The sequence below is a fragment of the Glycomyces niveus genome, assembly GCF_017592475.1.
Classification (GTDB): domain Bacteria; phylum Actinomycetota; class Actinomycetes; order Mycobacteriales; family Micromonosporaceae; genus Glycomyces; species Glycomyces niveus.
Genome location: NZ_JAGFNP010000012.1, coordinates 32,559 through 44,214 on the forward strand (window position 1 = coordinate 32,559; position 11,656 = coordinate 44,214).

Sequence of the window (11,656 nt, forward strand, 5' to 3'; positions counted from 1 at the left end):
CCGCCGACGGACTGCGATCCGCCTTCGTCGTCGGTGAACCACGCGTCAGGGAACCCCAGGCCGCGGCCGAATGCCGCGGTCGTACTCGCGGCTACCGGCGAGTGACGGGTCAGGCGATGCGGTCGGCGCGGGCGTAGAGGTTCATCGTGTCCTCCCGGACGAAGCCCGCGAGCGTCAGCCCCGACTCCTCCGCGAGCTCCGCCGCGAGCGACGACGGCGCCGACACCGCGGCGAGGGCCGGGACGCCGGCCATGACCGCCTTCTGCACCAGCTCGAACGAGGCCCGGCCGGAGACGGCCAACACGGTGCCGCGCAACGGGACCATGCCCTCGCGCAGGGCCTGGCCGAGGACCTTGTCGACCGCGTTGTGCCGGCCGACGTCCTCCTTCGCGGTGATCAGCTCCCCCGCGGCGGTGAACAGCCCCGCGGCGTGCAGGCCGCCGGTGCGGTCGAAGATCTTCTGCGCCTTGCGGAGCCGGCCCGGGAGGGACGCCAGGACGCCGGCGGCGATCGCCGTGTCGTCCTCGGCGACGCTCCAGGCCGCCTTCGTACGCACGTCCTCCAGGCTGTCCTTGCCGCACACCCCGCACGCCGAGGTGACGGTCGTGTTCCGCGTCGCCGACTTCGGCGGGGCCGCGACGTCGGCGGCAAGGACGATGTCGAGGAGGTTGTAGGTCTGCTCGCCGTCCGCGTCCACGCCGGCGCAGTAGCGCATGCTCACGATGTCGCGCGGCCGGGTGATGACGCCCTCGGCGAGGAGGAAGCCGGTCGCGAGGTCGAAGTCGTCGCCGGGCGTGCGCATGGTGACCTGCAGCGATTCGCCCCCGACCCGCAGTTCGAGGGGTTCTTCGACGGCGAGGGTGTCGACGCGCTCGGAGCGTCGGTCGCCGGCGAGGCGGGTGGTCTTGCGGCGGACGGTCACGCGGCCCATGTCGCTTCAGGTTCCCTTCAGGTGGCTTCAGCTCCCCTTCAGGTTCGCCGAGCTGTACTTGCCTGTATAGCGCGGCGGGCCCCGGAGTACGAGGAAGGAGGAGGAAGGAGGTCGGAACTCACGACCGGAGGGCCTCGGCGCCGACGCTCGAGCGTCGGCGCCGGAGAACCCGAAGGCTCGCAAGATTCGGGTGGGCGGGGCAGGGGGCGGGGGGGGAGGGGCCCCAGGAGGTCAGGACGGCGAAGCACCCGAGGAGTCCGGCTCGAACCGCACCACGATCGACTTCGAGGTCGGGGTGTTGCTGGTCTCGGCGACCGAGTCGAGCGGCACGAGGACGTTCGTCTCCGGGAAGTACGCGGCGGCGCAGCCGCGCGCGGTCGGGTAGTGGACGATGCGGAAGTGCGGGGCGCGGCGGTCCCTGTCGGCCCATTCGCTCACCAGATCGCAGTAGGCGCCGTCGGCGAGGCCGAGCTCGGCGGCGTCCTCGGGGTTGACCAGCACGACCCGGCGGCCGTCGTGGATGCCCCGGTAGCGGTCGTCGAGCCCGTAGATCGTGGTGTTGAACTGGTCGTGGCTGCGGAGGGTCTGCAGCAGCAGCCGTCCCGGCCCTGCCTCCGGCGAGGTCACGGGGTTGACCGTGAAGTTCGCTTTGCCGGTGGCCGTGGGGAACACGCGCCCGTCGCGCGGGGCGTGCGGCAGCGCGAAACCGCCGGGGACGCGGGCGCGGGCGTTGTAGTCGTCGAAGCCGGGCACGACCCGTTCGATCCGGTCGCGGATGAGGTCGTAGTCGGCCGCGAACTCCTCCCACGGCACCGGGTCGTCCGGGCCGAACACCGCGCGGGCGAGACCGGCGACGATCGCGACCTCCGAGCGCATGTCCGCGCTCAGGGCCGGAACGCTGCCGCGCGAGGCGTGCACGATGCCCATCGAGTCCTCGACGGTCACGAACTGCTCGCGCCCGCCCGGCGCGTCGATGTCGGTGCGGCCCAGGGCCGGGAGGATGAGCGCCCGCGCTCCGGTCACCACATGCGACCGGTTGAGCTTGGTCGAGACGTGCACGGTGAGGCGGCAGCGGCGCATGGCCGCCTCCGTCGCCGCCGTGTCCGGGGTGGCCGCGACGAAGTTGCCGCCCATCGCGAAGAAGACCTTCACCTCGCCGTCGCGCATGGCGCGGATCGTGCCGACCGTGTCGAAACCGTGGTCGCGAGGCGGCGCGAAGTCGAACTCGGTGCCGAGCGCGTCGAGGAACCGGTCGGGCATCCGCTCCCAGATGCCCATCGTGCGGTCGCCTTGCACGTTCGAGTGCCCGCGCACCGGGCACACGCCCGCGCCGGGCTTGCCGATGTTGCCGCGCAGCAGCAGGAACGCGACGACCTCGCGGATGGTCGGCACGGCGTGCCGGTGCTGGGTCAGGCCCATCGCCCAGCACACCACGATCCGGTTGGCGGTCAGCACCATGTCCAGGAGCGCCTCGATCTCCTCCGCCGCGAGCCCCGTCCGCTCGACCGCGTCGGCCAGCGCGGCGGCGTCGCCGGACTCGTCACGGGCGCCGTGGTGGGCGGCGAAGGCGTCGAAGCCGTGGGTGTGGGCGTCGATGAAGTGGCGGTCGATCGCGGCGGGGTCGGTTTCGGCGGCGCGGAGGACGAGGCGGTTGAGGATGCTGAAGAGGGCGAGGTCGCCGCCGACCTTGATCTGGAGGAAGAGGTCGGTGAGGTCGGTGCCGCGTCCGGCGAGGCCGCGGGCGGTCTGGGGGTTCTTGAAGCGCTGCATGCCGGCTTCGGGGAGGGGGTTGACGGTGGCGATGCGGGCGCCGGCGCGTTTGGCCTTCTCAAGGGCGGTGAGCATGCGCGGGTGGTTGGTGCCGGGGTTCTGGCCGGCGACGATGATGAGGTCGGCTTGGTGGAGGTCGTCGAGGGTGACGCTGCCTTTGCCGATGCCGATGGTCTCGGCGAGGGCGGCGCCGGAGGACTCATGACACATGTTGGAGCAGTCGGGGAGGTTGTTGGTGCCGAGTTTGCGGGCGAGGAGCTGGTAGAGGAAGGCGGCTTCGTTGCTGGTGCGGCCGGAGGTGTAGAAGGCGGCCTGGTCGGGGTGGTCGAGGGCGTCGAGTTCGGCGGCGATGAGGGCGTAGGCGTCGTCCCAGGTGACGGGCTGGTAGTGGGTGGCGCCTTCGGGGAGGTAGGCGGGGGTGGTGAGGCGGCCTTGCTGGCCGAGCCAGTAGCCGGACTTGTCGGCGAGGTCGGTGAGGGGGTGGGCGGAGAGGAAGGCGGGGTCGACGCGGCGGCGGGTGGCTTCTTCGGCGAGGGCTTTGGCGCCGTTCTCGCAGAATTCGGCGGGGTGGCGGTGGGCGGGTTCGGGCCAGGCGCAGCCGGGGCAGTCGAAGCCGCCGGCCTGGTTGACGTCGCGGAGGAGGGGGAGGCCGCGTTTGAGGCCGGTCTGGGCGCCGATGTGGCGGAGGGAGTTGGTGACGGCGGGGAGTCCGACGGCGTGGTGCCTGGGGCTGCGGACGTCGGGGGTGTCCTGGGCGGGGTCGGTTTCGGGCGCCTTGCTCATGCGGAAAGTGTAGGTGGCCGGGGTGCGGGGGCGGGCGGGCTTGCGGGCGGTGTCGGGCCGGATTCGCCGCGAATCGGCATGTTCTCGGGTTGAAATCCCAGTTCAGTGGGTATCGGGGCGAATCGGCGCGGACTGTCGGGGCGTCACGGTCCGGGTACGCTGAACGGCGGACCGGCGCGGGTCCACCGTCCCGGTCCCGCGAGGGGGTCCGCAGTGGAAGGCGGTGGCGATGGGTGGGGCTGCTGGCGCGCAGGACGATCCTCCGGCTGGGCGGGGGCGGCTGCACGGTCGTCTGCTGCAGGTGCTGGGCGGGGTGTCGGCGGTGGCCGCCGCGGTGGCGTTGTGGCAGTTCGGGGTGTTCGGCGAGGACCCGGTGGGTGAGGCCGTCGACGTGATCGAGGGTCCTGAGGCGCCGTCGATTCCGGATGGTGCGGGCGAGTCGAGCACGGGGGCTCCGGCGTTGGCGACGAGCGCGTCGGCGGCGTCGCCTTCGGAGTCGACGGCGGCGCCGACCTCGGAGGCGCCGTCGAGTGCGGCCCCGACGAGCACGGCCCCGAGCGAGTCGGCTACTGCGGTGGAGGAGTCGGGCGGGCCTTCGGGGTTGTCGTGTTCGGCGAGCCTGACGGTGAAGCAGGAGTGGGACGACTCGGTCGAGGTGTCCGTCGAGGTGGTGAACTCCGGGGGTGTCGCGTTGGAGTCGTGGGAGGTCGACCTCGACTTGCGGGACGTGGACATCTACCACTACTGGAGCATGCGGGACCTCGGCGGCGGCCGGTTCGGGAGCGAGGACTGGAACGCGCGTCTCGATCCGGGTGAGAACGCGGTCGCGGGGTTCCAGGCGGAGCTCGGCGACCGGGCGGATCTGCCGGGGTCGGTGTCCTGCACGGCCGTTTAGGGATCGAGGAGGAGCCTGGCGGCGGTCTCGGCGCCGTCGGTGCGGGTCGCTCCCGCGATGGCGGCGGCGCGTGCGCGGACCTCGGGCCGGAGTGCGGTTTCGATTGCGGCGGCGAGGGATCGGGTGGTGAGGGCCGGGCCGAGGTGGGCGGCGCCGATGCCGAGGAGAGCAACGCGTTCGGCCCAGTAGGGCTGGTCGACGATGTGCGGGACGACGACTTGGGGTGCGCCCGCGGCGGCTGCGGTGGCGGTGGTGCCCGCGCCGCCGTGGTGGACGACGGCGGCGGTCCGCGGGAACAGGGCCTGGTGGTTGACGTCGGCGACGGCGATGCAGTCGTCGCGGTCGTCGATCGGAGCGAGCTCGGCCCAGCCGCCTCCGAGGATGAGGCGGCGGCCCTGCCTGCGGGCGGCGCCGATGCCGATGCGGGCGAAGTCGTCCCGGGGCCGGACGGGGATGCTGCCGAATCCGATGTAGACCGGCGACGGCCCGGCGGCGAGGAACGCCTCGAGCGCGGGCGGGAGCGGGCGTCGGTCGGGGAGGGCCCAGGCGCCGGTCTGGATGACGGGATCGGTTGCGGGCCAGGGGTTCAGGAGCGGGTCGGTGGCGAGCCAGGGCCGGGCGGTGAGCACGTGGTCGCGGACGTTCCCCACGGGCGGCAGTCCGTTCGCGGCCCGGACGCGGTTGACGGGCTCGCCGTAGAGGGCCTGCATGCCGGCGGCGTCGTGGTCCCAGAGCGCCTCGTTGTCGCCGACGCCGGGTGGGAGTGGCCGCCCGGGGCGGGCGGGCGGCGGGTGGTGCTTCGACGGCAGGAGCGTCGGCTGGAGGCTCACATGGTGGAAGCGGAGCCCGAGCACGTCGGCGACGGTCCGCGCGGCGGCCGCGACCGGGAAGGTGCCGGTCGCGACGATCGCATCGCATCCTGTTGCGGCCGTGCTGATCTGCGCGAACTGCGCGTCGAGGATCGCGGCGGTCCGGGCCGCGAGGGCTCCGGTCGGCGGCGGTCCGGTCCCGGTCACCAAGGGGCGCACGGCCTCCCCCGCTGCCACCATCGGCACTCCCGCATCGGCGAGCAGCCGCGCGAACTCGCGATCCGGCGGGGCGCACACCACCGCCTCCCCGCCGAGCCCGCGCAGGGCCACCGCCAGCGCGGCCATCGGCTCGACGTCGCCGCGCGAACCGTAGGTCGAGAGCAGGACGCGCATCGGTTCCCCGTTCGAACGGTTTCGGCTGGAGCCGCCCATTCTGGGGTGCGGATGCAAGGCCCTCGACGGATTCGCGGGCGCGCGCGGCGGGGTGGCGTAGATTGGCTCGCACGATGTTCAACGAAACGAGCATGCGGGGTTCATGACTCGGTCCGGCGGGCACGCGACTGCGGCCTCTGCGAGCAGGCGCGGGCATTGCACTGCATTTGCTGCCCACCGGGGTCACCAGCACCGATTTGCCGGCGGGGCTCCGACTTGTTGCATCTGTTGTGCGGGAGCAAGATGCTTCTCTGCACCCCCTAGGCCTGGCTCCAGAGGGTGATGTTCAGCCGCCCTTCGGCGGTCGCGCCGTTCCATGACAGGGAGTCGACGGTGACCGAGGCGATGTGCCCGGCGGTGGTGTACAGGCAGCCTTCGTCGGTGGTGGGGTCGCTGGGGTTCGCGGGGAGTTCGAGGTAGGTGCCGGTCCCGATCCCGTCGGCGCATCTGGCGGCGTCTTGGCTCCCGCCGGCGACGACGGTGGTCGATGAGGAGGTGAACCCGTACGCGTAGCCCCAGTACCCGCCGCCGCACGAGGACCAGGTGAGGTCGGCCCAGTCCGCGTACTCACCGTGGACGGTGGACTCGGAGGCCCCGGCGTCGTCCAGGTCGAATTGCAGCTCAAGGCATTCGCCGTCCTCCCAGGTGTTCGGCAGCGACACCTGGTAGGTCTGGACCTGAACCCAGCCGGAGGTGTCGACGGCCTCGGTCTCGTAGTCCTCGTCGCCGTACCACCCGCCGGTGTCGGTGTCCTGCGGCGTGTTCGCGTCCTGCTGAGCGGCCTGCTGCAGCTGCATGATGGCGACCACCGCGCTGACGACGCCCGCGGCGGTGCCCAGGAAGATGAGGAACGCGGAGGACTCCCTGCTCATGAGCTGAGCGTAGCGACCTCCCGGCCCTTGCGGGGTCCGTGCACCGATCCAGTGCGCCCCAACGAATCCCGGCATTTCCACGGAATTTCGGCTTTCAGCGCGGTAACTGTCGCCCATCCGACAGAACCGGGTCGCCCGTCATCGACCGGCTCCCCGACGCACGGCCTAGTGCGGGTCGGGGACGAGAGGCGCGCATCATCTCGTAGAGGCGGCGCACCACGTCGGGGTCGCGGGCCCGGTGTCGAGGTGGCGCAGGAGGGCGGCGAAATCGTCGCCGTGGCGGTACGGGCCGGAGGCGTTGGAGGAACGGCCGTGCCCGCGGGCGTCCGGGGCGATGACGCGGTGGTCGGCGGCGAAGGCCGGGATCTGGTCCTCCCACATGCGGTGGTCGAGGAAGCCGCCGTGGAGGAAGACGGGAAGCCGGCCCGATCCCGTGTCGTGCCAATGCAAGTCGCTCATGGGGTCCACGGTGCCGCACGCCGGCGCAGGGCGCGGTTCAGGCGTTCGCGGGGCGGCCGAAGCGGACCGGGACGCCCGGCGAGTAGAGGACGCTCATGGGTGGGCCGCTGAGGCCGGGTAGCCCCGCTGCGGCGAGCAGGGTCTCGTCGCATTCGAGGAGTTCGGCGCGGCGCAGGGGCCAGCGCGGGTGGACGTTCCGGAGGTAGCGGAGGCGGCCGGCGACGGTGTGGTGGAGTCCCCAGCGGGCGGTGAGGAAATGCTCGAGCGGGGTGGGGTCGGTGACGGGTGCGCCGATGCGGAGGGTGATGCGGGAGCGGGCGGTGCGGGGCCCGGGCCAGCGGCGGGCGCTGATGTAGGTGCGGGTGTCGCCGCGCGAGTGGAGGCGCATGCGGGACCAGGCGTAGGGGAGGCGGAAGCCGGTGCGGGCGGCGAGCACGGGAAGGAGCCGGGAGGCGTCGAGGGAGCGGAAGGCGACGCCACGGCGGCCCTGCTCGTCGACGGTGTAGAGGCGGACGTTGGTCTCGGGGAAGGTGCCGAGGTAGGGGATGCCGGGCAGGTTGAACCAGCCGACGCGGTACATGCGGAAGGGGACGAGGCCGACATAGGTCGCGCCGCCGAACGTGTCGGGGACGGTGCCGGCCGGGAGGAGGCGGGCGGCGTCGTCGGGGTCGATCGCCCAGTGGAGGAAGGCGAGGTCGAGCCAGGATTGGGTGAGCAGGGGGCGGGTGACGGGCCGGAGCGGCTCGGGCGTGACGGGTTCGGGCGGGTGCATGCCTCCAGGATCGCAGGGCCGGGCTGGTGCGCGCGGAGGTTCGGCGCTTACGCTGCGGCCGTGGAGATCTTCGAAGACCGGCGCGGGCTGCTGCAGGCGGTGGCGTACCGGGTGCTGGGGACGGTGACGGACGCCGAGGACGTCGTGCAGGAGGCGTGGCTGCGCTGGAACGGCGTGGACGCGGGCGCGGTGGAGGATCCGACGGCGTACCTGGTGAAGGTGACCACGCGGCTGGCGATCGACCGGTTGCGGTCGGCGCAGGTCCGGCGGGAGTCCTATGTGGGGCCTTGGCTGCCGGAGCCGGTGCCCACGGGCGGGGACGTGGCGGACGATGTGGCGCTGGCGGACACGGTGTCGTCGGCGATGCTGCTGGTGCTGGAGGCGCTGTCGCCGCTGGAGCGGGCGGTGTTCGTGCTGCGGGAGGCGTTCGGCTACTCGCACAAGGAGATCGGTGAGATCCTGGATCGCAGTGAGGCGTCGGTGCGGCAGACGGCGATGCGGGCGCGGGAGCATGTGGAGTCCCGGCGGCGGCGGTACGACACCGATCCGGTGACGCGCCGCCGCGCCGCGAAGTCCTTTATGGAGGCATCGGCGGGCGGGGACCTGGCGGGGCTGATGGCGATCCTGGCGCCCGATGTGACGCTGGTGTGCGACGGCGGCGGGCTGGCCCCGGCGCCGCGCAAGATCATCGAGGGCCTGGAGCTGGTGGCGCGGGCGCTGGTGACGTTCGCGGGGCGCATGCCCGAGGCGCCGCGCGTGGAGTTCGCGGAGGTCAACGGCGGCCCGGCGATCGTGGTCCGGTCGGGCGAGGCGGCCGCGGCGGTGGTCATGCTGTACCTGGTGGACGGCGTGGTGGAAGAGATCCACCTGGTCAGCAACCCTGAGAAGCTGGTCGCGATCTAAGGAATCGTGACGGTCGTCACTGTTCCTCACGTTCGGCGGGGCCGTCTCGTCCTTGGGGCATGACTGACATCCTCGTTATAGGCGCCGGCTACACCGGCATGATGGCCGCCCACGGCATCGCCCGCCGCAGCAGGCACGCGCGCGTCACGATCCTCAACCCGACCGACCGCTTCGACGAGCGGCTGCGCCAGCACCAGGCGGCGGCCGGGCAGGCGCTCGGCGTCCACCGAATCTCGGACCTCGCCGCGCCCGCCGGCATCCGGTTCGTCGAGGGCCGGGCCGCCGCCATCGACGCCGAGGCCCGCAAGGTCGCGCTCGACGACGGCCGGGCACTCCCTTACGACTTCCTCGTCTACGCGATCGGCAGCTCGACCCGGCGGGTCGAGCACGCCTTCACCATCGACGACCCGTCCCTCGCCGAGCGGCTGCGCGAGCACCCCGAGGGCACCCTCACCGTCTGCGGGGCCGGGCTCACCGGCATCGAGGCCGCGACCGAGATCGCCGAGGCCTACCCGCGCATGCGGGTGCGGCTCCTCAGCCGCGGCGAACCCGGATCGATGATGGGCCCCAAGGCGAAAGCGCACTTGAGACGCGCCCTCGACCGGCTGGGCGTCGACGTCCGCACCGGCGTCACCGTCGCCGAAGTGCGGCCCGGCGCGGTCGTACTCGAAGGCGGCGAACGGCTGCCGACCGACACGACACTGTGGACGACCGGGGTGCGGGTCGCGCCGCTCGCCGCGCAGGCCGGGATCGCGACCGACGACCTCGGCCGGGTCCTCGTCGACCCCGGCCTGCGCTCGGTCTCGCACCCCGAGGTCTACGCCATCGGCGACGCCGCCGCGATCCGGCAGGGATACGGCGTCGTCCACGGCACCTGCCAGAGCGGCATCCCCTCGGCCGCGCACGCCGCCGAGTCGATCACCCGACGGCTGCGCGGCAAAGACCCGAAGCCCTTCCGCTTCGGCTATATCCACCAACCGGTCTCGTTGGGCCGCAAGGACGCCGTCATCCAGTTCACGCACCCCGACGACACCCCTAGCCGCTGGTACCTCAAAGGCAGGGCCGCCATCGCGTACAAGGAGGCGGTCAGCTCGAGCCCCCTCAAGTTCTACCGGTCGAAGCGCGCGATCCCGGCCCGCATGACCGGCCGGACCGGGGGCCGACGCAACCGCCTCGCGTCATGACGCCGGTGCCGGCGCGCGGCCCTCGCTCACGTGCAGGACCGCGTCGGCGCCCGCCAGCACCGCCCGGTCCAGCGGGAACGGCCCCTGCGGGGACGCGATGTCGGTGCGCTCGGCCGCCGCGGGCAGGCCCGCGGCGGCGACGAGCCCCCACGATTCGATCCGCCCCTGCAGCCGGCCCTCATGCGTCCCCGGGTCAGGGGCGGGCAGCCCGATCCCGTCGCTGCGACCGAGGCTCCCGACGATGCACGCGTACCGGTCGCCCAGCAGCGACGCCAGGATCGCGCCCGTCCCGAACCACGTCAAATCCATGCCGCCCATCGACATCCGGCTCGCACTCCGCTGCAGATGCAGATTGTGGCCATAAAGGAGCGTCGGCCCGCGGTCGGCCTCGAGCGAGCGGATGTCGAGCACGTTCTGGGCCATCACCGCGTCCCGCACCGCGCCCAGGCGGCTCCACCGGCGCGCGTCCTCCCCCGACCGGGCCGCCTCGCGGTGGTAGCGGAGCAGGGCCAGCGCGGTCGTGGCGTTGACGCGGGCCTCGTCCCAGCGGACCCGCGCAGCGCCCGCGGCGAGCTCGGGGGCGCGGGCGTACAACTCGGTGAGCAGGTCGTCCGCGATCACGCGCAGCCGCATCGCCTCCGGACCGTCGCCGGGCGACCGCACCGGATCGGTGACGGCCTCCATGCTGCTCCACCGCTCGTCCTCCCCCGCGAGACCCGCCACATCGAGGTCGAGTCCCAGATAGTCGCGGACGTGCTCGATATAGCGGCGGGGGCTTTCGGCCGTGAACTCGAACGGCGCGTCGATGCCGTGGAACGCGAGTCGCTCCGGCTCGGGCCGGTCCGCGTTGTACTCGCGCATCCACTCGACCAGCGCCCGGTTCGCCGGGAACGCGCCGAAGCCGTGCGAGAAGCCTTCGGCCATCGTCTCATCGAGGGTGCCGACTCCATGTTGGACGTAGGCGTTGACGCGGAGGCCGGCCGCCCGGTCGGACTCGTACGCGATGGACCGGAAGCCGCGCTCGGCGAGCTGCGCGAACAGCTCGTTGCGGATCTCGGCGAACGCGGGCTCGCGGTGGTCGGGCTCGCCGAGGGCCACCAGGTCGTGGGAGTCGTTGACGAAGTCGCGAATGTCTTGAGTCATGGCCTCAAACATAACCTTGAAAGATCGGTTGAGACTTGCAACGGGTCCGGGCTCGGCGGAGCGCCGCGGAGTCTCAACCGGCGGTCGAATCGTCGTGTCGGCGGCGCGGCCGGTGTCGGTCCGCTGCCCTAAGGTCGGGGCATGGCAGTGCAATGGCCCGGACTCATCCTCGGGCAGCTCGAGTTCTACTGGGACTTCCACCTGCGGCCGCGGCTGGAGGGGATGACCGACGACGAGTACCTGTGGGAGCCGGTCGCCGACTGCTGGAGCCTGCGGGCCGGCCCCGACGGCGCGCTCGAGATGGAGCACGCCGACCCGGCCCCCGACCCGCCGCCGGTCACCACCATCGCCTGGCGCATGGTCCACATCGGACGAGACGTGCTCGGCGTGCGCGCCCGCGCGTTCTTCGGCCCCCACGAGGGCCTCGAAGACGCGGACATGTGGGACCTGCGGCTGTGGCCCGACCCGCTGCCCGGCACCGCCGCCGACGCGATCGCCATGGTCGAGGCCGCCTACGCGCACTGGCGCGACGGCGTGCGGGCGCTCGACGCCGCGGCCGTCGAGCGGCCGCTGGGACCGAAGGGCGCCTGGTTCGCCGACGACTCCATGGCGGCCCTCGTCCTCCACCTCAACCGCGAGGTGATGGCCCACGGCGCCGAGATCTGCCTCCTCCGCGACCTCTACCGCGACCGGGAGCGGTGAC

10 protein-coding genes and 1 pseudogene are annotated in these 11,656 nt (G+C 72.6%); 4 read left to right on the plus strand and 7 right to left on the minus strand.

Annotated features, from left to right (window positions below):
• Nucleotides 1-109: 109 nt before the first annotated feature.
• Nucleotides 110-931 (minus strand): formate dehydrogenase accessory sulfurtransferase FdhD, encoded by an 822-nt coding sequence (gene fdhD, locus J5V16_RS19095; RefSeq protein ID WP_208498556.1) that lies wholly within the window; start codon nt 929-931, stop codon nt 110-112.
• Nucleotides 932-1,162: 231 nt separating this feature from the next.
• Nucleotides 1,163-3,484 carry an FdhF/YdeP family oxidoreductase gene (locus tag J5V16_RS19100; protein WP_208498558.1) on the minus strand — a complete coding sequence of 774 codons (2,322 nt, stop codon included), beginning with the start codon at nt 3,482-3,484 and terminating at the stop codon, nt 1,163-1,165.
• A gap of 229 nt (nt 3,485-3,713) precedes the next feature.
• Here J5V16_RS19100 and J5V16_RS19105 point away from each other — a divergent pair, with 229 nt between their 5' ends.
• Nucleotides 3,714-4,379, plus strand: a complete 666-nt coding sequence (locus J5V16_RS19105; RefSeq protein WP_208498560.1) for a cellulose binding domain-containing protein — start codon at nt 3,714-3,716, stop codon at nt 4,377-4,379.
• Here J5V16_RS19105 and J5V16_RS19110 read toward each other — a convergent pair.
• The 4 genes and pseudogenes from J5V16_RS19110 to J5V16_RS19125 all read right to left on the minus strand — a co-directional run bounded on the left by J5V16_RS19110 (nt 4,376) and on the right by J5V16_RS19125 (nt 7,723).
• On the minus strand, nt 4,376-5,581 hold the full coding sequence (locus J5V16_RS19110; RefSeq protein WP_208498562.1) for a glycosyltransferase: 1,206 nt from the start codon (nt 5,579-5,581) through the stop codon (nt 4,376-4,378). The two genes, J5V16_RS19105 and J5V16_RS19110, sit on opposite strands and share 4 nt — an antisense overlap.
• A gap of 299 nt (nt 5,582-5,880) precedes the next feature.
• The gene (locus J5V16_RS19115) at nt 5,881-6,492 is read right to left on the minus strand and encodes a hypothetical protein (protein ID WP_208498564.1); all 612 of its coding nucleotides are present in this window, start codon (nt 6,490-6,492) and stop codon (nt 5,881-5,883) included.
• A 228-nt stretch (nt 6,493-6,720) separates the two neighbouring features.
• A pseudogene (locus tag J5V16_RS19120) lies at nt 6,721-6,951 on the minus strand (alpha/beta fold hydrolase); the annotation flags it as partial.
• A 37-nt stretch (nt 6,952-6,988) separates the two neighbouring features.
• Nucleotides 6,989-7,723, minus strand: a complete 735-nt coding sequence (locus J5V16_RS19125) for a YqjF family protein (RefSeq protein ID WP_208498568.1) — start codon at nt 7,721-7,723, stop codon at nt 6,989-6,991.
• 60 nt (nt 7,724-7,783) lie between these two features.
• Between J5V16_RS19125 and sigJ the strand changes: the two genes are divergently transcribed.
• Complete coding sequence (sigJ, locus tag J5V16_RS19130; protein WP_208498570.1) at nt 7,784-8,626, plus strand: RNA polymerase sigma factor SigJ; 843 nt, start codon at nt 7,784-7,786, stop codon at nt 8,624-8,626.
• 59 nt (nt 8,627-8,685) lie between these two features.
• Nucleotides 8,686-9,810, plus strand: coding sequence for an NAD(P)/FAD-dependent oxidoreductase (locus tag J5V16_RS19135; protein WP_208498572.1), 1,125 nt, complete (start codon nt 8,686-8,688; stop codon nt 9,808-9,810).
• Here the strand turns inward: J5V16_RS19135 and J5V16_RS19140 are convergent.
• Nucleotides 9,805-10,953, minus strand: coding sequence for an erythromycin esterase family protein (locus tag J5V16_RS19140; protein ID WP_208498573.1), 1,149 nt, complete (start codon nt 10,951-10,953; stop codon nt 9,805-9,807). The two genes, J5V16_RS19135 and J5V16_RS19140, sit on opposite strands and share 6 nt — an antisense overlap.
• Before the next feature lie 141 nt (nt 10,954-11,094).
• Here J5V16_RS19140 and J5V16_RS19145 point away from each other — a divergent pair, with 141 nt between their 5' ends.
• Nucleotides 11,095-11,655, plus strand: coding sequence for a DinB family protein (locus J5V16_RS19145; RefSeq protein ID WP_208498574.1), 561 nt, complete (start codon nt 11,095-11,097; stop codon nt 11,653-11,655).
• Nucleotide 11,656 lies beyond the last annotated feature (1 nt).